Annotated in this window: 17 protein-coding genes; 12 read left to right on the top strand and 5 right to left on the bottom strand. The window is 43.0% G+C overall.

Annotated features, from left to right (window positions below; all coding sequences use genetic code 11):
* The first annotated feature begins 88 nt into the window (after positions 1-88).
* Positions 89-3847: an ATP-binding protein gene (locus tag ELZ11_RS20650; RefSeq protein WP_137359273.1), complete on the top strand. Its 3759-nt coding sequence runs from the start codon at positions 89-91 to the stop codon at positions 3845-3847.
* Positions 3844-5253, top strand: a complete 1410-nt coding sequence (locus tag ELZ11_RS20645; RefSeq protein WP_167494733.1) for a CHASE4 domain-containing protein — start codon at positions 3844-3846, stop codon at positions 5251-5253. The genes ELZ11_RS20650 and ELZ11_RS20645 overlap by 4 nt, the downstream gene beginning before the upstream one ends.
* 44 nt (positions 5254-5297) lie before the next feature.
* Here ELZ11_RS20645 and ELZ11_RS20640 read toward each other — a convergent pair whose 3' ends face one another.
* Positions 5298-6449 carry an MFS transporter gene (locus ELZ11_RS20640; protein ID WP_137359271.1) on the bottom strand — a complete coding sequence of 384 codons (1152 nt, stop codon included), beginning with the start codon at positions 6447-6449 and terminating at the stop codon, positions 5298-5300.
* A 171-nt stretch (positions 6450-6620) separates the two neighbouring features.
* The gene (gene trxC, locus ELZ11_RS20635; protein WP_137359270.1) at positions 6621-7055 is read right to left on the bottom strand and encodes a thioredoxin TrxC; all 435 of its coding nucleotides are present in this window, start codon (positions 7053-7055) and stop codon (positions 6621-6623) included.
* A gap of 123 nt (positions 7056-7178) precedes the next feature.
* Here trxC and ELZ11_RS20630 point away from each other — a divergent pair, with 123 nt between their 5' ends.
* The 3 genes from ELZ11_RS20630 to ELZ11_RS20620 all read left to right on the top strand — a co-directional run bounded on the left by ELZ11_RS20630 (position 7179) and on the right by ELZ11_RS20620 (position 10449).
* The gene (locus ELZ11_RS20630) at positions 7179-8270 is read left to right on the top strand and encodes a ketoacyl-ACP synthase III (RefSeq protein ID WP_137359269.1); all 1092 of its coding nucleotides are present in this window, start codon (positions 7179-7181) and stop codon (positions 8268-8270) included.
* 47 nt (positions 8271-8317) lie between these two features.
* On the top strand, positions 8318-9118 hold the full coding sequence (locus tag ELZ11_RS20625) for a DsbC family protein (RefSeq protein ID WP_137359268.1): 801 nt from the start codon (positions 8318-8320) through the stop codon (positions 9116-9118).
* A gap of 98 nt (positions 9119-9216) precedes the next feature.
* A complete protein-coding gene (locus ELZ11_RS20620; protein ID WP_137359267.1) occupies positions 9217-10449 on the top strand; it encodes a glycosyltransferase in 1233 nt (410 codons plus the stop codon).
* Positions 10450-10539: 90 nt separating this feature from the next.
* Here ELZ11_RS20620 and ELZ11_RS20615 read toward each other — a convergent pair whose 3' ends face one another.
* The gene (locus ELZ11_RS20615) at positions 10540-12192 is read right to left on the bottom strand and encodes an FAD-dependent oxidoreductase (protein ID WP_137359266.1); all 1653 of its coding nucleotides are present in this window, start codon (positions 12190-12192) and stop codon (positions 10540-10542) included.
* Positions 12193-12367: 175 nt separating this feature from the next.
* Between ELZ11_RS20615 and ELZ11_RS20610 the strand changes: the two genes are divergently transcribed.
* Genes ELZ11_RS20610 through ELZ11_RS20600 form a run of 3 tightly spaced genes read left to right on the top strand, consistent with a single transcriptional unit; the run spans position 12368 to position 13592 of the window.
* Positions 12368-12691, top strand: coding sequence for an ArsR/SmtB family transcription factor (locus tag ELZ11_RS20610; protein ID WP_244291693.1), 324 nt, complete (start codon positions 12368-12370; stop codon positions 12689-12691).
* A 2-nt stretch (positions 12692-12693) separates the two neighbouring features.
* On the top strand, positions 12694-13116 hold the full coding sequence (locus ELZ11_RS20605; protein ID WP_137359352.1) for a YeeE/YedE family protein: 423 nt from the start codon (positions 12694-12696) through the stop codon (positions 13114-13116).
* 8 nt (positions 13117-13124) lie between these two features.
* Positions 13125-13592, top strand: coding sequence for a YeeE/YedE family protein (locus ELZ11_RS20600; RefSeq protein ID WP_137359353.1), 468 nt, complete (start codon positions 13125-13127; stop codon positions 13590-13592).
* A 102-nt stretch (positions 13593-13694) separates the two neighbouring features.
* On the opposite strand, the gene ELZ11_RS20595 is transcribed toward ELZ11_RS20600, so the two are convergent.
* Positions 13695-14588 (bottom strand): endonuclease/exonuclease/phosphatase family protein, encoded by an 894-nt coding sequence (locus ELZ11_RS20595; RefSeq protein ID WP_137359265.1) that lies wholly within the window; start codon positions 14586-14588, stop codon positions 13695-13697.
* Between the two features lie 294 nt (positions 14589-14882).
* Here ELZ11_RS20595 and nrdD point away from each other — a divergent pair, with 294 nt between their 5' ends.
* Both nrdD and nrdG read left to right on the top strand, forming a co-directional pair.
* Complete coding sequence (gene nrdD / locus ELZ11_RS20590; protein WP_137359264.1) at positions 14883-17003, top strand: anaerobic ribonucleoside-triphosphate reductase; 2121 nt, start codon at positions 14883-14885, stop codon at positions 17001-17003.
* A 17-nt stretch (positions 17004-17020) separates the two neighbouring features.
* On the top strand, positions 17021-17491 hold the full coding sequence (gene nrdG / locus ELZ11_RS20585; protein WP_137359263.1) for an anaerobic ribonucleoside-triphosphate reductase-activating protein: 471 nt from the start codon (positions 17021-17023) through the stop codon (positions 17489-17491).
* 162 nt (positions 17492-17653) lie between these two features.
* Here the strand turns inward: nrdG and ELZ11_RS20580 are convergent, their stop codons facing one another.
* A complete protein-coding gene (locus tag ELZ11_RS20580) occupies positions 17654-19039 on the bottom strand; it encodes an MATE family efflux transporter (RefSeq protein WP_137359262.1) in 1386 nt (461 codons plus the stop codon).
* 95 nt (positions 19040-19134) lie between these two features.
* On the opposite strand from ELZ11_RS20580, the gene ELZ11_RS20575 reads away from it, so the two are divergent.
* Together ELZ11_RS20575 and ELZ11_RS20570 are read left to right on the top strand one after the other, a co-directional pair.
* On the top strand, positions 19135-19992 hold the full coding sequence (locus tag ELZ11_RS20575; RefSeq protein WP_137359261.1) for an AraC family transcriptional regulator: 858 nt from the start codon (positions 19135-19137) through the stop codon (positions 19990-19992).
* Between the two features lie 184 nt (positions 19993-20176).
* A complete protein-coding gene (locus ELZ11_RS20570; protein WP_167494732.1) occupies positions 20177-21361 on the top strand; it encodes an amino acid aminotransferase in 1185 nt (394 codons plus the stop codon).
* The last annotated feature ends 5 nt before the right edge of the window (positions 21362-21366 follow it).

Below are 21366 nucleotides of genomic sequence, written 5' to 3'. Positions count from 1 at the left end.
CAGAAGTCTGTTCTCTAAAGAACAGAACTGAGCGAATTTAGCAATTATACTGGATGTAATTCTGAATGGCTGAGTTTATAAACGAAAAATGGCGAACAACATCTTTTATAGGGCGTTTTGTGTACTGATCCTAGTGTCTTCAATGGTGACTGCTTTTGTTTCTACAAGTGCAAATTCCGTTGATTTAGCAGAAATTAATGATGAGATCGCTAGTAAAGACGCAGTTGAGTCATTAACTCTTGTTGTCGGTATCCCTAAATCAGAGACGAGTATTGCCTATCACACTGAGCAATCAGACGTGATTAAGTTGCGGAAATTCTTGATTGATTATTGGACGGAATGGGGGGATCAACATGGCTATCAAGTTGAATTCAAATTAGAGCCGTATCAAAAACTTTATTCGGCTCTGACTAATGATCAAATCGATATACTTGCCGTTACTACCTATAACGAAAGCTTGACTAACTGGGTTCGTTACAGCTTGCCTTACATGGAAGCCAAAGGCGTACTAGTTAAACGTATTGGTGAAAAGGTAGAAGGAGGCGGTGTTGGTTTTGACCTACCTTCGTCAATCATTCCCGTTGAATATAACCCTAAAAATGGCGTTAAGATTCACACAAACGACACTATTAAAGTCCTCGATAAGGCTAGCTCTCTTAACTACATCTATTCATGGTCTGAAAAGAAGCTCAAATCTGGTTTAGAAGCTTATGGTTTAGACAGTGACTTCGCGGTAGAAGAGTCGGTTGTTTCTGGAATGTCGATACGAGCGATGACCAGAATCGAAGATCACTCTCTAATGCTTAAAGTCAATCAAGGCATTATTTCAACGCCTAAAGAACATATTTCAAATCTGTGGACACAAGTAAACAAAGCCGCGATATCGAGCTTTACCCCTCTCATTGGTACTTACTTAACGAACTTCACGGATCAGCAACAACGCATGCTGGTGGATAAACCCATTATGACGTACGCCTATATCGTCGATGGGGAGGAGCCATACTTCATCACTGAAGACTTCTTCATTGAAGGCTACATTATCGATGTCATGCGAAAGCTAAGTCAGAAGCTTGGCATCACGTTTGTTGCTAAGCCTTACTATTCATTTCAAGAAGCAATGGATGCGGTGAAGAATCGCGAAGTAGACATCTTTCCCGGCGTTTACAAAACCGAGCAGCGGCTCAATAGCCTCGATTTCACCTTAGATATTGATAGAACGTTATTGGCTATCGCGAGTGAAGAAAATTACTACGCGATTTCTCAACTTAAAGGCAAGCGCCTCGCCCTTGTACGCGGCCTGTATGAAAACGAACTGTTAGCAGAATTATTGCCCGTCAATCCGACCATCTATTTGGATACTGCAGAAGAGGCGATGCGTGCGGTAGCTGAAGGGCGAGCAGATGCGTATGTTGGTAAGTTATTGAATAGCGCTTATCTAGTAAATAAATACAAGTTGTTCACTTTAAACCTGCATAAAGCAGAAGACTTAGATATAGAGTTTTGGCCACGCCTAGCTTTACCAAATACCGAAGATCGTTGGGTCAATTTATTGAACCTTGGTATCCACAATTTAGGCGAGAGTTTTCAGCAAGACCTTCAAGTAAAGTGGAAGGAGCACATTGTATTCAGCCAAGAAGCGGAACGTGTTCAGGCGCTTTACCAAAAGATCGTCATCGCGAGTATCTTGCTACTTCTATTCTTGATGGTCTGCTTTTTATTTTACCGTCATCAACTAGCGAAACGTCAGGAAATTCAAGCGACCTTAGAGAAAGCGCTAAAAGACGCAGAGCGAGCTAAAAAAGAAGCGGAAGAAATGACGCTTGCCAAATCTGACTTCCTTGCGCGTATGAGTCATGAAATTCGAACGCCTATGAATGGCGTCTTGGGCATGGCAGAGGCCTTGTCGTTTACTTCGTTAAACGCCGAGCAAGAAGATTTGCTCAATACACTGAATGGATCTGCGCGAAATTTAATGGCGCTGCTTAATGATGTACTCGATTTCTCTAAAATGGACGCAGGTAAACTGACGTTAGAGCAGGTGGGCTGTGAGTTAGATTCTTTGATGAGCAGTGTTGTTGGGAACTTCAAACACAAGGCCAATGCTAAATCTCTCGGCTTCGATAGCCGCATGGATGTTCAGTTGAAGAAGGGGTACTTGTGTGACTCGACTCGCTTAATGCAAGTATTGAATAACTTGATATCTAACTCGGTCAAATTTACGCAAAGTGGCTTCGTGGAACTGAGTGCTCAGTTGATCGCTGAAGGCTATAGGAAAGACGCTGATGGTACGTCGTTTGACCTGATAGGCTTTCAAGTACGTGATAGCGGTATTGGTATTGCTAAAGACAAGTTAGAAACCTTATTTGACCCATTTGTTCAGGCGGATGGTGACATTACTCGTCGCTTTGGCGGTACAGGTTTGGGCTTAAGTATCTGTAATGAAATTGTCACTGAGATGGGCGGTGAAATTCGTGTGTCTTCTGTGATTGGTCATGGCAGTTTATTCAGTATTACTTTACCGCTACCTGTTGATCAATCTGATCGTATTGTCACACAAGATCCAACGATGAGCGCTTTACCTACCGGCAACCAACTCAGTCAGTTAAAAGTTCTATTTGCGGAAGATAACGAAGTAAACCGCAAAGTAATCGGTGGTCAGCTTAAACGCTTGGGCGTTGATTTCGATACTGCTGAGAATGGTCGTGTAGCGTACGATAAGTACGTTAAGAACCCTGATTACGATGTGATTCTATCGGATTGCCATATGCCAGAAATGGATGGTTTTACGTTAGCGAAAAAGATCTGTTCCGAGTTTAAAGATTCGAAGCCCGTATTGATCGCTATTACTGCTGACGCATTAAGTGGTGCCGCTAAGCGTTGTATGGACGCAGGTTTTGACGACTATATTTCTAAACCATGTCCGTTAGATGTACTAGAAAACAAACTCATGCCTATTGCTAATAAGCAGGTTATAGCCGAATCAGACTTTAACGGTGATGATAACTCCCTGATGGATTGGTTGAATGCTAATAGCGCTACTGACGAGGATGTTCATTCTACGGATGCCGATATATCAGATTGGCTAGACAAAACAGAATTACAGTTAAAAACGGAGCAGGTCCCAGACGCATCGTTGGACTGGCTTGTTACACACGAAACTGGCGATATTCAGCAAGAATCATCCTTTGGTGGATTGGAAATTAGCACCCTCAAAGAGCCTGAGTTAAGCATTGAGCAACCTAAAGGTTCTGATTTGTCCGAGGCAGAGCTCTTTGAACGTGAAATGGCACAATTTGAATTAGCTATCGTTCAAGACGAGGCTAGTTCATCGCTAAAGGAAGTAGAGAATGAACTAGACGCTCTCTTCTTAGACGAAAGCTCGAACTTGAACCCTAAGCATGACGTCAACATAGAACTTGATCCATTGCCAAATATAGAAGGTTTCGAATTTGAGCCTGAACTACTGGACACAAACGGAGCACTTGCCTTACCAGAAATTGTCGCGTTTGATCCGTCTCATGTACTCGCAATGAGTGGCGATGATCAAGATATCGCGCTTGATATACTGGATACGTTTATTAATAACTATCTGATAGATATAGAAGAGTTGGAGTCAGTTGGAGCGATTCAAGACGCAGCTTTGATTAAAGACACTGCGCACCGAATTAAAGGTAGTGCCCTTTATTTGGGGAACGACCCGATTGCGTCGGTAGCTAAGCAGCTTGAAAAAGAAGCTGCAGTTTCTAACTTAGATAACAGTACGCCACGTATTGAATTCATCGTCAAAGCTCTGGCGATCCTCGGTGATGAAATTCAGGTTTATTGCGAGAGGCTGAAAGTCTCGTGAAACCATTAACATCAATACGGCAGTCACTGAAAACATCTGTTGTACTTACCTGTGCAATTTCTGTGTTGCTTACGGTTTCGACTGTTTGGCTGGCGGTCTCTATAGAGCGCAATCAATGGCGTGGCGAGCAAATCGAAGAATACAAACAGTTAGCTGTGATTCAAATAGGAAATGAATTTTCTGATCTCACTCGCGCGAGTCGAAATTTAGCCGAGAACCCAGACCTCTATATCGCGACAAATGAAAACAACCAACAGAAGATCAAAGTACTGGTCGAGAAAAGTCTTCTTCAGAGTAACGGCGTAGATATTTGTATTACTCAAGATTTAAGTGGCCGTATCATTTATTCAGAGAGTCATTCAGATCAACGATACTTGGGGGACTTGAGAAAGTTGCACGAACCTTTCGATCAGAAAGCTTTTCCTCTTATTGAGAGGACGGGCATCGACTTTGTCGATGGTCGTATATTTATGTTCTCGAGCGTGGTGATTGGTGCAAATGAGAACAGGCCAATTGGGTTGCTCACTTTATTTCGTGAAGTCGATACACCGATATTGTCGCGAATCAGCAAGCAACTAGGTAAAGAGTTTAACTTTCACTATACCTCGGCGGGCATGCGTCTTACGCAAATAAGCTACAACCAAGATTACAATGTAGATTTGTATAGAGTGACGGACAAAAATAATGGCTATGAAGCTGAATACCAAGTGACGATGGCTGATGGCAGAGTACAACCGGCTAATTTCCTGATCCGATTTTATGACTCTAAATACACTTGGTTTGACCCTTACCGATTAGCATTAAGCGCTGCGTTTCTGATTGTTCTCATTTCTGCAGTGATTTGGGTTCGCTTCGGAGTTCGAGTCGTAAAGCCTGTCAAAGCACTTACAGAGTTAATGACAAATGATAAGACAAACGCTGTGCAGAAAATCGATGATGCTCATTTGCCGCAAGAGTTGGAGCAAATCTATTCCAAGTTCCAGAAAGTTTATGTAAATATGTCGCAACAAAACCAGTTTAGCCAAGTGCTGGTGGATGCTATCGGCGATATCATCATAACGGTTAACCTCGACGGCGTTATTTGTTACGCAAACCCAGCAGCGCGACAGTGGTTCGGAGTATGCGAAACTTTGCTCATCGGCCAACCTTTGGAGTTATTTACTTCAAATATTTTGTCAGACACACCGGATGTCGCGACATGGTTGTACCGAAGTAATGTAACGAAAGAGAGGGTGAGTACGAATTGTCACCTAGTGAGTTTGATTTGTAAGCAGTATATTTATCCTGCCGATGTAATCGTACAGCCAATAGAGGTGATGAAAAGTAATCGAGATATCTCTTCAAGTGTGGTGGTGATAAGGATTAAAGGGCGAATACCGATCTCAGAACATGAATCACTAAGCTGAATAACATCAAAAGGAGAGCTTTGCTCTCCTTTATTTTTTGTAAATTATTCGCCTGCAACTTGTAGGTGTGAACGCTTCAGGCTGGCAATTAACATGTAGATCGTTGTTGCTAACAGTGACGCAAATAAGTAAGTCAGCAGCCCAGAGCGAGTGCCCATAAAACTATTTGCAATCACAGGGCCAACAACAGAGCCGACGCTGTAACAAAACAGCATGACTTGTGTCACCGATACTAGGTAGAGCGTATCGACTTTATTGCAGCCTAAATTGATCGCAATTGGGTACAGTGCGAATGTCGCCATGCCTAACAAAAACAGACATACCGCTAGAACTTGTAAGCTATTAACTAAGGTCACAACGCCAATTGCCGCGACACCTAATATGCAAAAAAATGCCATTAATAGTGTGTGACCAATATACTTTGATAACCAAGTGACAACGGGTTGCACTAACATTCCTCCCAGTACCACTAACGCCATAAGACCACCTACGTCTTCTGCTTTTACTTGGCGGTTCACAAGCTCGACAGGCATTAACCCATACATAGCACCTAGCGTTAGCCCAGAAACAATGCAGCCAATTAAAGCACTGTGGTTTAGCTTTGAAATCTGTTTAAACGACAATGATTCAGAATGTTGCAACTGAGGTGACTGAGCATTGCCAAAGATCAATACGAGCAAAGCGCCGAACAACAAAGTGAACATTGCGATAAATGGGACACCTCCAACAATACCGAGGTAACCAATCCCTAGTTGCCCAAACGCAGTACCACCATAAAGTGAACACATGTAAATGCCTAAACGCTTTGCACGTTGTGATTCATCACCGCAAAGCAACCATGACTCAACGATGACAAAAATTCCGGCTACAGAAACGCCTGCAATAAAACGTGCGAGTAACCACACTTCTTTGAGCGGCAGTACTGGCAGGATCAAAATCGATGCAATGAACACGCTTAAACAAATACAGAAAGCCTGCTTGTGACCGTAATAAGAAACAAATCGCTCAATCACTATTGTTCCCATCAGTAGGCCTGCATAGAACGCACTCGCTAACCAACTCGCAAGCGCACTATCTAAGCCGTAGCCAGGCAGCATGAGCGGGATTGAGCTCATTAAGTAGCCTGATGCGATGGCATACAATGATAGGGCAATAACAGGAACTGCTATGCGGGTGTTCGGTAGAGTGTTTTCCAATGTCGTAAGCTCCAAATACAGAGTGGAATGAAGTAATTGGCGCGACTATGGATTAAATATGCGAAAGGGTAAAACGAGAAATATTGCTCGTGACGACAAAAGAAAGTTGTCGTCACGAATCGAATTTAGAGCGGCTTTTAAAGCGGAACAAATTCAAAAGTTGGAGATGGGTTACTTGGTGATTGCTTGGTTAAGCCATTGATCAAATTGAGATTTAGGTAGCGCACCGTTGATGGTATCGACACGCTGACCATTTTTGAACACCATGATGGTTGGAATACTGCGAATTTGGAATTGCGCGGCGAGTTGCTGTTGAGCCTCGGTATCAATTTTCACAAAGCGAACATCACCAGCGCGTTCTTTTGCTACGTCACTGAAAACCGGTGCAAAACCGACGCATGGGTTACACCATGTTGCCCAAAAATCGACAACAACAGGCTGATCACTGTTCATCAATTCTTGGAAGTTTAGGGAAGTACCTTCGATAGGAGCACCATCGAGAAGCGCGCTTTTGCACTTGCCACATGTTGGGCTTTCAGAAATACGATCAGAAGGAACACGATTAACGCCATTACAAGATGGGCAACGAGTGTTGAATGTTGACATAACTTTCTCTTTTTATTGTCACTCTTAGGCTGTCACGATTTACGTGAGTGGCCCTGAGCGCTTATACTGTTTGAAATGTACCTTAAGATACGCAAATAAAAACAAACAATAAATAGGTTAATGATGACAAATTTTTACGCCGAAATTACTGGCTGGGGAAAGTGCCTACCACCAGCAACGCTCTCTAATGATGATTTAAGTACTTTCATTGAAACTTCAGACGAGTGGATTAAGACTCGCACCGGTATCGAAAATCGCAGAATTAGCCACGTAAACACCTCTGATTTAGCTACTGTAGCGGCGAAGCAAGCGATGGCTTGTGCAGGCGTGACTGCAGAAGATATCGACTTAATTATTATTGCTAGCTGCTCAGCAGATTCATTACTGCCGAATATTGCATCGAAAGTGCAACGTGAACTTGGTATTCAAGGAGCGGCAGCATTTGATTTAAACGCGGCATGTACAGGTTTTGTTTACGGCCTGGAAACTGCGACTCGTTTAATTCAAGCTGGCAATTACCGTAATGCGATCATTGTTGGTGCTGAGCGTCTGTCTTTTTATATTGATTGGACTAAGCGCGACACTGCTGTTTTGTTCGGCGATGGCGCGGGTGCCGTAGTGGTAAGCCGTACTGAAAAACAGTTAGGTTTACAAAAAGCTCAGATCGGCTGTGATGCAGAAGGCCGCGATATCCTAGCGATTCCAAAGTTTGGTACGTCGATGGACCGATTTGCTGCTGATAATGGGCATTGGGATTTTAACTTTGTTGGTAAAGAAATATTCAAGCGTGCTGTGAAAGGTATGGGCGCCGCTGCGCACTCTGTACTAAGCCGCACGGGCCTGTCGACAGATGATATCGACGTTGTAATTCCACACCAGGCAAATATCCGCATTATCCAGACTTTATGTGATATGGCAGGCATTGAGCGTGAGAAAGCCTTTGTAAATATTCAACAATACGGTAATACATCTGCTGCGACCGTTCCAATTGCTTTATGTGAAGCGGTAGAGCAAGGCTTTATCAAACCAAATAGCAACATTCTAACTGCTGCTTTTGGCGCTGGCCTCACATGGGGTGCAGGTCACATCAAGTGGGGTGACCGCGTAACGCCGTTGGGTGCGTCTGATGCCGTTCTCCCTGAAACTGATAAGACAGCATTGGAGCTTTTAGCTAACGCGATAGAGCACTGCAAGAATAACCCTAATAACGTGTAAAAGGATTAAAAAGTAGCGGTTAACTTCGCTACTTTTCGGAGTGTCTAATGAAGAAATTTGTAATATCAATGCTGGCTGGTTTAAGCCTAACGGCCAATGCTGCTGTCGAGTTAAAAGCACCAGAGCAGTCTGAATTGAAAGAAATCACTGCATCGCTTAAGAAACAAATGACAGAGGCGTTCAACTTGCCTTCTGACGGGATCTCTATTAACGGTTTGGTTCAGCTTAGCGACTCTGATAACTACATGTTCAAATTGAGTGATGGTAATGGTAGTTACACCATGACTTACATGAAAGATATTGAGTCATTACTAATTCACCAAAACGGCAGCATTCTAGACTTAAAATCAGGTTCTTATATTACTCAAGATTTTGATGCTTTGTTCGCAGCTCCGTTGCTAGCATCGATTGATGAAAAAGACGTAATTTCATACGACGTAAAAGATGCAAAGAACGCAGATACCGTGATTGTTTTCTCTGACCCAACTTGTGGCTACTGCCGAAAGTTACATGGGGAAATGGATCAATACCAAGAGCAAATGATAAATATCCATTATTTGCCGTTCCCACGTTCAGGTACTCAAGGTCCTGGCTATGAGATGCTGGTTAACACGTATTGTGCCGAAGACAGAAAGGCCGCACTGCATCAGACAAAAGTATCGAACTCGACGCCTGAAAGAAAAGCAGGATTAAGCGCTGATGAGTTACAAGCGTGTGAAGCAACGGTTGCCAAATACTACGAGCTTGGCAAAACGTTAGGCGTGACGGGCACTCCGGCAATCTTTACAATGGACGGCCATCAAGTTGGCGGTTATGTTCCAGCAGCTCAACTGAAACAACGTTTGTAAGTGATATATTGATTGTTCTAATCTCAGAGCAATCGAAAGAATGAAAAGGGGACTGGAATGATTCAGTCCCTTTCTTTTTGGAATAACGGAAAAAATTAGTGAAAAAAGTATTAGCGATCGGTTACGTGTGGCCAGAACCAAATTCATCAGCGGCGGGTAGCCATATGATGTCTATTCTTAGATTGTTTAAGAATCAAGGGTGGGCTGTTGAGTTTGCAACGCCAGCTCAAGAAACGGAACATATGACCGATCTCGGTAGTGAAGGTATTTCTAGTAAAAACATTCAGTTAAATTGCGATAGTTTTGATGAGTACATTTCAGAATTACAGCCAGATATTGTCATGTTCGATCGTTTTATGATGGAAGAACAATTTGGTTGGCGAGTTGAAAAATGTTGTCCTAATGCGCTAAAAATACTCGATACCGAAGATTTACAGTGTCTGCGTAATGCGAGGCATCAAGCTGTTAAAGCGGATCGTGAAATGACCAAACAAGATCTATTCGGTGATTTAGCAAAGCGAGAGATCGCAGCTATCTTACGTTGCGATCTTTCGTTGATCATTTCCAGTTTTGAAATGGACTTGTTGGTGAATGAGTTTAAAGTCGACGCGTCTTTGATTCATCACCTTCCGTTTATGGTGGATTTGGATACGTTAACTGATTCAACGTTAGGGTTTGAAGAGCGTCAGCACTTCATGACGATCGGTAACTTCCGTCATGCACCTAACTGGGACGCTGTATTACAACTTCAACAAATATGGCCAAAGATTCGTAAGCAACTTCCAGATGCCGAGCTTCATATCTATGGTTCTTATCCGCCACCAAAAGCGACAGCACTGCATAATCCTAAAACAGGCTTCCATGTTAAAGGTTGGGCAAAGGATGCGCAGGAAGTCGTCGAGCAAGCACGTATTTGTATCGCGCCACTTCGTTTTGGCGCTGGTATCAAGGGCAAGCTGCTCGATGCAATGAAAGTACAAACCCCAAGTATTACGAGCTCAATTGGCGCTGAGGGTATGCTTCCTAGTGACGAAGACGTTTGGCCGGGCGCAGTAGAAGACGAGTTAGATACTTTTGTTCAAGCCGCAGTAGATTTGTATCAAGACCAAGAGAAATGGAGCCAAGCACAGAGCGGCTGCCATGGCCTGTTAAAGCAACGTTATAACGCTGAAGAGTTAGGTCGGGTGCTAATAGAAAGAATTTCGGTAATGGAATCGAACTTAGCGGAGCACAGGCTGCTTAACTTTACTGGTTCAATGTTGAAACACCATACGATGACGAGCACCAAGTACATGTCACAGTGGATTGCCGAGAAAAACAAGCATAGTTAAATCATGACTTGTTAAGATGCTGCATGATTGAAAGGCCTACCATTAATGGTAGGCCTTTTTGCGATCAACGTAGTTTAGGACCAGGCACAGTTAGGCTTGCGCGAACTTATAGGTACGATAACCACCAATCAAATTACGAGCTTTAAAACCGGAATTGACTAGCTGTCGATATGCCACGTTACCGCGTAACCCAACTTGACAGTAAATCACGATTTCTTTGTCTTTTGGTAGCTCATCCATTCTATTTCGCAACTGATCTACGGGAATGTTGATAGCTCCCGGTAAATAACCGACATTCGTTAATTCACTAGGGTTGCGTACATCCAACAGCAGTTGATTGTCGTTTAGATTATCAATTTCGTCATAGTGGATAGGCGTTGCGTCACCTTTCATAATGTTCGTGGCAACAAAGGCGGCTTGGTTGATCACATCTTTAGCGCTGCCGTAAGGTGGTGCATAAGTCAGTTCCAAGTGCTGCAGTTGTTCTACTGTCATACCAGCGCGCTGGGCAACGGCCATGACATCAATACGTTTGTCTACGCCATCTTTGCCAACCGCTTGAGCGCCGAGAATCTTACCGTTTTCAGGATCGAATAACATTTTGAGTGAAACGATTTCTGCGCCAGGATAGTAGCTCGCGTGGCTCGCGGTATGGACGTAAACTTTTTCATAATTGGTGGCATTACGCTTAAGCTGCTTTTCGTTTTGACCTGTCGACGCAACGGCGAGGTCAAATACCTTACAAATAGCCGTTGCTTGTGTACCTTGATAGGTTTCTTGACGTCCTAGCATGTTGTCTGCGGCCATACGACCTTGACGATTGGCAGGCCCGGCCAACGGTACTAATGAATTTTCACCGGTAACGAAATCTTGGTCTTCAATTGCATCACCGACCGCGTAAATAAATGGATCACTAGTCTGCATTGAAGGGGTAGCCTTGATCCCGCCAAGATCGCCGATCTCTAAGCCTACATCTACCGCTAATCTTGTTTCGGGTTTAACACCAATGGCCATGATCAATATTTCAGTCTCAAGGGTATTGCCATTGTTCAGAGTTAGGCACAGGTTACGTTCATCAGGATTATATTGAATAGCTTCAAGTGCCGCGCCTAGTTGTAGATCAATCCCTTTGCTGCGGATTTCACTGTGTACAAATCCAGCCATCTCTCTATCAACGGACGTCATGACTTGATTACCCATTTCAATAAGAGAAGTGTCTATCCCTAACTGATGGAATGCTTCGACCATTTCTAATCCGATAAACCCGCCACCCACAACGGTTGCGTGCTTTGGCTTATTGTTTTGTAGGGTCGCTAAGATTTTATCCATATCTGGGATATTTCTTAATGAGTGTGTTAATGGATTGTCTATACCGCTAATGGGTGGGACTACTGGGCCTGCGCCTGGGCTGAGTAACAGAAAATCGTAATTTTCAGTGTAAGAGTTTCCGTCAGATAGGTTCTTTACGACCACTTTCTTGTTAGTGCGGTCAATTTGGATGACTTCATTCATTACACGAACGTCAACATTAAAGCGCGCTAGAAAACTATCGGGAGTTTGGAGAAGAAGTTTACTTCTTTCTTTGATGTTGCCGCTGATGTGATACGGGAGACCGCAGTTAGCGAATGACACAAATGGACCACGCTCAAACATGATAATTTCGGCTTCTTCGCTCAGTCGACGTGCACGTGCTGCAGCCGATGCGCCACCAGCAACGCCGCCAACAATCAATATTTTAGTCATGTATTTCTCCAGCTATTAATCAGTAGTCTTTTATAAGAGTTGAGCCATACTAGAATCTTTAATTAGAAAAGTCTAATGTTAACCTATCTAATTTCATAGTTGCTAAATTAGCATTGACTTATTTATATTTATTAGTAAGCTCTAAATTAAAGATTGAAGTGATAAGGTAAGGCTCATGACGCAGCAAGAAATTAGCATTGATGAAATGCAAGGGGCAGTTAGTGAGGCGGCTGAACTTTTAAAAATAATGTCTCATCAAGAGCGACTACTGGTGTTATGCCAATTAACTCAAGGTGAAGTCGGCGTTGGTGAACTCCAAAAAGTATCGTCATTAACTCAATCAGCGTTTTCTCAGCATTTAACGGTACTCCGTAAACACGGAATTATTCGGGCGAGGAAAGAGTCGCAACAGGTTTTCTACTCTCTCGCAGATAAAAAAGCTGAAAGCCTGATTACTTGTTTGCATTCAATTTTTTGCTCAGATCGTAAAGAGAGGTGATGATGGAGTTTTCAGTTCCTTGGCATGCGCTATTCGGCGGGGCGTTATTGGGGTTATCAGCAGGAGTGTTGATGCTCTATTCAGGAAAAGTTGCCGGTATTAGCGGAGTGGTGAGTGGTATGTTATCTCCGCTTAAAGGTGACATGATGTGGCGTCTTACTTTTATTACTGGGATGGTATCTGCATTTATTTTTGTCAGGCCATTTGGTTTTTCTCTTCCACAAATTGAAAGCCCAAATATTTTGATTGTTATTCTGGCGGGTTTACTAGTTGGATTTGGTACTAGGCTAGGGAACGGCTGCACGAGTGGTCATGGCATCGTAGGTATGGGGCGATTATCAAAACGTTCAATTTACGCAACGGTGACCTTTATGTTCACAGCAATTGCTGTCGTCTGGTTAAAACGCCAGCTAGGGATTATGTAATGAAAACCATGAACTTGATAGGTATCGTAAGCAGCTTATTGTCAGGGATATTATTTGGTGCGGGTATGATTATCTCTGGTATGGCTGATCCACAGAATGTGATTGGATTTTTGGACATTACAGGTGATTGGAATCCGAGCTTAGCGTTTGTGATGGGGGGAGCGCTTGTGGTTTTTATACCTTTCTATCACTTTCTAATAAAGCCTCGCGCCAATGCCGTTAATGGAGAAACGATCGCGCAGCCTAAAACACAGACGGTAGATAAACGGTTGATCGTAGGTTCCGTGGTATTTGGCATCGGGTGGGGGATTGCTGGTATTTGCCCTGGTCCTGCAATATCAAGCCTTGGTTCTGGCTCTCATGTGATCGTGATGTTTACGTTAGCGATGTTAGTTGGAATGCTGGTAGCGAGAGGGGTAATAACCAAGTTAGATTCCGAACCTTCGGTATTGTACCAAGAGCAAAAGTCGTCCTAATTAGTACAATCTATATAAAGGGCCGCAAATCATGCCGCCCTTGTTATTCATATTCTCTAGGTTTAATCGTATTTACTGAGCCAATTGTCTACTAAAGAAAATTTACTTATTTATTTGCGTTGAAACAGGGCAATGGTCACTTAATTGGTAATTAAGGACATCATTCGATTCGAATACCTGCTGCTCTGTGCTTTGTGTCGTTAGGTCATCACTGACGATAATATGGTCGATGAGGTTACGAAATTGGTGTGTCTTGGTTGGATTCTTGCGTGAGCGAACTTTACATTGCGCTTTTGTATGTTGAGTGATTAATCTAGCATCCGCGTTGTTTGATAATTGCGTCCAAAACCAATCATTGGGATAGCCCATATTATGGTTAAAATCCCCTAAAATGACGTAGCTTTGAGACTGTCGCTCTCTATCCTGAATCCAAGATTGAAGGCTTTTGCCTTGTGATTTGAGAATGTTGCAATTACGGTTATTCCGATACGCCCCAGAACAGCCAGCTTTTAGGTGGACATTAAGAATATGTAGTTCGCTTTCCTGTCCGCGGTTCACCTTAATATAACTGGCGAACCTTAACTTGCTGGTAGCCCCTCCTGAGAGCTGCAAATCATCCATGTTCGTAAACGTCACGTGGTCGCGAATAGCGAACCCTGTAAATTGATTAATATCTTTGAACTGGTGCTTAGCGTTGTCTTTATCGGCGCGTTCAGACATAACAACGGTGTAGTCGTTACCTATGATCGTTTGGATCGCCTCAGCACTGTCGATTTCTTGAAACGCCAGTACGTCGCTATCTAACGATTGAAAATAGTGGCTAAGTTTTTCAAAGTCTTGTTCATTACGCTGACTCTGTTTGATGTTATGGTCTGGGGTGCTTGTGAGCCATTCAATGTTCCATGTAGAAATATTAAGCGGTTGAGCGAAACTAGAATGCGCGATCAATATAGAGAATATTGCACTGAATATTCGTGTAATAGGTTTGGTTTTCATTAACATAAACTCATAAGGTTATCTCTAGCCGTTATCGTATCAGCAGTCATAGAATTTCAAGCAAAAAATACGTCATAAATACAATTTTCATTGTTTCTTTTTTGAATGGGAGCTTGTGCAAACAGATCGATTTGATCTTGTTCTACAGCCAATTTTTATTGATCTATATCAATACGTCTCTTTAGTGCTTTTCGTTAAATACGCCACAACATCTTGTGTTATTTGAATTATAAATCGCTCTATATAGTGTGTTTGTGGATAAGTCTGTGAATACGCTTAGGGTAAGGAGAAGTGGTGAAACCAATCGTAATCAAACGTGATGGCTCAAGAGCTCCGTTTAGCAGAGATCGCATTCAAGCCGCAGTGGAAGCAGCATCGGAACAAGCAGGTAAAGAAATCGCAATTTATGCACTAAATGTGGCATTAGCTGTTGAGTTAAAACTGAAAGAATACGAAGAAGTTCATATCTCTGAAATTCAGACCATGGTTGAGAATGAATTGATGCAAGGGCCATACAAGTCGCTTGCTCGTTCTTACATCGAATACCGTCATGACCGCGACATCGCTCGCGAGAAGCAGAGTGCACTTACGCGTGAAATTGAAGGGCTAATTGAAGAAAGTAATGTAGACCTGATCAATGAAAACGCGAACAAGGACGGTAAGGTAATTCCAACACAGCGCGATTTGCTTGCTGGTATTGTGGCTAAACATTATGCAAAAACTCACATTTTGCCACGTGATATTGTCAAAGCGCATGAAGACGGTGATATTCACTACCACGACTTGGACTACGCACCATTTTTTCCAATGTTTAACTGCATGCTTATCGACCTTAAAGGTATGTTAACGCACGGCTTTAAAATGGGTAACGCTGAAATCGACACTCCGAAGTCGATCTCGACCGCAACAGCAGTTACTGCACAAATTATTGCTCAGGTTGCAAGCCACATTTATGGCGGCACTACCATCAATCGTATAGATGAAGTTCTAGAACCCTACGTTTTGGCGAGTTATGAAAAGCACCTTCAATTAGCTAAAGATTGGGATATTCACAACCCAGAAGCATTCGCGAAATCTCGAACCGAGAAAGAGTGTTATGACGCGTTTCAATCACTAGAGTACGAAGTTAATACGTTACACACTGCTAACGGTCAAACGCCATTTGTAACCTTTGGTTTTGGGCTAGGTACGAGTTGGGGAAGCAAGCTGATCCAGCAATCAATTCTTAAAAATCGTATTGCTGGGCTAGGTAAGAATCGCAAGACTGCGGTATTCCCTAAACTAGTATTCGCGATTCAAGACGGCCTTAATCACAAACAAGACGATCCAAACTACGATATTAAACAATTAGCTCTTGAGTGTGCATCTAAGCGTATGTATCCAGATATTCTTAACTACGACAAAGTTGTAGAAGTGACAGGGTCATTCAAAACTCCAATGGGCTGCCGTAGCTTCTTGAATACATATGAAGAAAATGGTGAGTTAATCCATGAAGGTCGTAACAACTTAGGTGTTGTGAGCTTAAACTTACCCCGTATTGCTATTAAAGCGAATGGCGATATGGCGGAATTCTATGAACTATTAGACGATAAACTGAAGTTGGCTCGTCGAGCGTTAGAAACACGTATTTCACGTTTAGAAAATGTAAAAGCACGCGTGGCACCAATCTTATATATGGAAGGGGCATGCGGTGTTCGTTTAAAAGCTGACGATTCTATTGCCGATATTTTCAAAAATGGTCGCGCGTCTATTTCACTTGGCTATATCGGTATCCATGAAGCAATGACAGCACTGTTTGGCTGTGATCCGCACTTGTACGACGATAGCGAAATGCGCACCAAAGCGTTGGAGCTCGTCGAACATATGAAAAAGACGGTTCAAGAATGGAGAGAAGAAACGGGCTATGCGTTTAGCTTATATGGGACACCGAGTGAAAACCTATGTAGTCGTTTCTGTCGTATTGATACGAAAGAGTTTGGCGTGATCGAAGGTGTGACTGATCGCGGGTACTACACCAACAGTTTCCACCTAGATGTACAAAAGAAAGTAAACCCATACGATAAGATCGATTTCGAAATGCCATACCCAGAAATTTCGAGTGGTGGTTTCATTTGTTATGGCGAATTTCCGAATATGCAGAACAATATTGAAGCGTTGGAAAATGTGTGGGACTACAGCTACACGCGTGTACCTTATTACGGCACGAACACACCGATTGATGAATGCTATGAATGTGGTTACAACGGTGAGTTTGATTGTACAAGCAAAGGTTTTACTTGCCCTAAATGTGGCAACCATGACTCTACCAAAGTATCTGTGACGCGACGTGTCTGCGGTTACCTAGGAAGCCCTGATGCAAGACCGTTTAACTTTGGTAAGCAAGAAGAAGTTAAGCGCCGCGTTAAGCATTTGTAACTCGGATTCGGATCTTTATGAATTATCACCAATATCATCCGATTGACGTAGTTAACGGGCCAGGAACGAGGTGTACGCTGTTTGTTTCTGGCTGCGTTCACCAGTGTCGTGGTTGTTACAATCAGTCGACTCAGCGGTTGGACTCAGGCCATTTATTCACTAAGGAACTTCAAGACCACATCGTTGCAGATTTAAATGATACGCGTATTAAGCGTAGAGGCTTGTCACTTTCAGGGGGCGATCCGCTTCATCCTGCGAATGTGAGCGAAGTCTTGGCTCTAGTAAAACGTGTTCGGAATGAATGCCCGAATAAAGACATTTGGGTGTGGACTGGCTATACACTGAGTGAACTTACTGCAGAACAGCGTGAAGTAGTCGAGCTGGTGGATACGCTTATTGATGGAAAGTTTGTACAAGATCAAGCTGATCCAAGTTTGAAGTGGCGGGGCAGCGCTAACCAGATCATCCATCGATTTACCGATCTATAACGCCTAAACGATCGTGCTTCATCATACTGATCTGAACATCGGTGATACATGTTCATTAATGTAGATTAATTGCTCTATGAAAAAAGGGCTTTATCGTTAGCGTTATGCTTTGGATAAAGCCCTTTGGTGTGAGTTCTGGTTAGTTTTCACATACACTGAGCACTAAGCGGTGACAGCTCCTTTTTCTTCAATGAGATTGTTAATCCATTTTTTTGATTGGATGCGTTGGCTGGTCAGTGCAATTTTGGCGAGTTCTTCGAGCAGTACGATCATTAGAACCAATTCTAGCGGCCAACCTAATACAATAGCGGTGAAGTAGGCGAGCGGAATACCGATTACCCATTGGCCAAACAAGTCGATAAAAATGCTGTAGTTGATATCTCCACCACTTTTTAAAACACCACCAATCCCCACCATATTGAATACTCTAAGTATCATGCCTAAGGCCATCACTAGGGCGACATTTACCGCAGTATCTTTGAGTTCTAGTTGAGTAAAGTCGATCAAGTAGACTATGGCTGGCTTGGCGACGAAACACAGCAATGCTAACAGAGCCGCAAGTAAGCAACTAACGATGACATAACCCCAAGCCGTGTTTTCTACACGTTGGTAATTCTTAGCTCCAATTTCGTTACCTAAAATGATCGAAGCCGCTACAGCAAACCCCATAAATGCAGAGATCAGAATACTTTCTACTGGAGAGAGTAGCGAGATAATGGCGAGCTCTCCAACCCCCATTTGACCGACGATAACGTTGTAAACAAGAAGGCCACCAGCCCAAGCTGTATCATGAACTAACATGGGTATCGCAACAGTCAGATATTTTTTTCTGTGCTTGGGCAAGATAGCGTCGCGCCAATTACTTAGTGTTGGGAACAAATGCGCGTAATGTCTTTTAGCCATAACCAATAGGGCAATAGTCTGTACAAAGCGAGAAATGGTAGTACCGATTGCAGCGCCAATCACGCCAAGCTCAGGGAAGCCAAACAATCCAAAGATCAGTAGTGCATTGAGAATGGCGTTAACAATGATTGCCCAAATACTGATCTTTGTTGGCAGCTTGGCTTCGCCCACAGATCTCAGCGCGCTTTCTAGCGGGACAACCACAGCGGTACCAATAAGGCTGGCCCCTGTTATCCAAAGGTAATCCGTTGCCAATCGGATGTAATCAGGGTCTGAGGCCACTGCAGACACGACTGATTCAGGAACCAATATATAAATGAACACGAACGGGGTAATGGCAAGAACGGATAATGCCCAAGATTGAGCTAGGGTGCGTCGAATCCCGTTGAAGTCGCCAGCACCAAAATATTGTGAAGCTAGCACGCTAACCGCACCACTTACACCTGAAACCATGATTAAATTAAAGAAAAAAATACGATTTCCCACGCCTACGGCGGCTGTTGCGGCATCCCCAAGCTGATTGACCATGAAGATATCAACTACGCCCAGTAACGAAAACAGCATTGTTTGCAGTGATACAGGTAAACCTATGTGAATCAGTTTTTGCCAAAAATCTTTGTCTAAATGACGATATGTCGAGAGCATCGCATTTCCCTAGTCGTTAATATGCGAGAAGTTTATCGGCATTTGATTTGTCTGTATTGTTTCGAGTAATCACAAACTTTTGCCAAACTATCTTTATGACCAAAGTTAGCCAATTAAATGAAAAACAAGAAAGCTACGAGATATCTGAGAAGACACACCAAGAGTTTGTCGATCAAAGCCACGTACTGGCATTTGAAGAATTAGGGATTGTTCAATGTGGCACTGCGTCGTGCCGCGATTTTTTCTCGGTGTACCGAAAGCATCAGCAAAAGCATATGCTGCTATTTACTGTACGAGGAAAAGGTTGGCTGGAGAGTGAAGGATGTCGCTACATTCTAGAACCTGGATCTTGTATTACGGTGCCTGCAGGAATAGAAAACGGTTTTGGTATTGAGGAAGAAACTTGGCAAATAGCTTGGATATTTCTTTCGCCGGAAAAGTACTGGGCGAATATCGTGAGTGAACGGATAAGCTATACGCTTTCTCCAGCCGCAGAAGTCATATCATCATGTATCCATACACTATTAAGAAGCATTGCTTTGCCTATAGATTTAGGTGGAAAAATCGCTATCCATAGTGTGGCTCAAATAGAGGCAATGATTAACGCGCCAGTTCCTCAGGAGCAATCGCGTAATTTAATTCGGCTAAGGCGGGTGTTTGATAATGTACAAAAACAGCTACATAAAGAGTGGAATGTTCACGAATTAGCGAGCCTGTTTCCATGTTCGGAGCCGCATTTTCATCGCTTATGTCAGCGTTATTATTCTCATAGTCCTATGACTCATATTATGCGGATGCGAATGGAATATGCCGCACGCTTGCTCAGATCCAGCGATTGGTCTATTCAGCATATTGGCGAGATTGTGGGTTATCCTAATGCCGCTAACTTTAGCACTCGCTTTAAGGCTTGGTCTGGGATGACGCCGAGGAAATTTAAACAGAGTGCTCCGTGAAAATTTGTTGCAGCTGATTGTACAGTGCAGTTTAGGTCGATATTTACGCTATTTTCTCGCGTTAAATGACAGATCTCTGATTACTTATGGTAACTAAGCTCTTCTAATAAAAAATGTTTCTGATTTTGCTACGATAATGTTAACGTGAAACTCATTACTTGAATTTCAAAGGGTTGTGACTTTCATGTTTTCACATCTACCAAAACCAACATTAGATCCTATTCTTTCTCTCTCTGTTGCTTATCGTGGCGATACTCGTGCCGACAAAGTCGATTTGGGTATTGGTGTTTACCGAAATAATCAAGGTGAAACACCGATCATGAAAGCCGTATCGATGGCACAAGATAAAGTCGTCGAGTCTCAAAAAACTAAAGCGTATGTAGGGCTGGCAGGCTGTGAAGAATTCAACCAAAGCATGGTTGATCTTTTGCTTAAAGGCACCTCTGCAATGGATCGTGTGGCAGCGATCCAAACACCAGGTGCGAGCGGAGCATTGCGTATGCTAGGCGACTTAATGAAAGTTGCTCAGCCGGACACAACGATTTGGATCTCAAATCCTAGCTATGTAAACCACAAACCCGTTATGGAAGCGGCAGGCCTAAAAGTTAAGTACTACTCTTACTTTAGCCCTGAGACGAAGCAAGTGGATATTGCTCGTATGATGGACGACCTTGCTCAAGCTGGTCCAAAAGATGTGGTTCTGTTGCATGGTTGCTGTCATAACCCAACAGGTGCTGATATCGATTTTGCTGCATGGCAGGAAATTACGAAACTTTCGCAAAAGAATGGGTTCATCCCTTTTGTTGATATTGCTTATCAAGGCTTCGGTGATGGGCTAGAAGAAGACGCAAAAGGTCTTCAGCATATGGCTAACAATGTTGAGGAGATGCTGATCACGACTTCTTGTTCTAAGAACTTTGGCTTGTACCGTGAACGTACGGGTGCCGCGATTGTTATAGGTAAAAATAGTGAAAGTGTCGCAAATGCGAAAGGTAAACTACTGACCTTAGCGCGTTCAACGTACACTATGCCACCAGATCATGGTGCAGCTCTAGTTAAAACTATTTTGCAAAATCAAGAGTTAACAACGATTTGGAAGCAAGAATTAAGTGAAATGCAGCAGCGTTTGTTAAATCTACGACAAAGCTTATGTAGCGAGTTGAGAAATAATCACAGTACTGCACAATTCGACTTTATTGAAAGTCATAAAGGTATGTTTACAGTACTTGGCTTCTCGGAGTCTCAAATGACACAACTTCGTGAAGAGTACGGAATTTATGGTGTGGGTGATGGCCGAATCAACATTGCGGGTCTTTCGGAAACTCATATTCCTTATGTTGCTAACGCTATTGCCAATGTATCCAAATAGATGGT

This window comes from Vibrio profundi, from assembly GCF_005281835.1.
Classification (GTDB): domain Bacteria; phylum Pseudomonadota; class Gammaproteobacteria; order Enterobacterales; family Vibrionaceae; genus Vibrio; species Vibrio profundi.
This window is presented reverse-complemented; position numbering and strand designations above follow the sequence as displayed.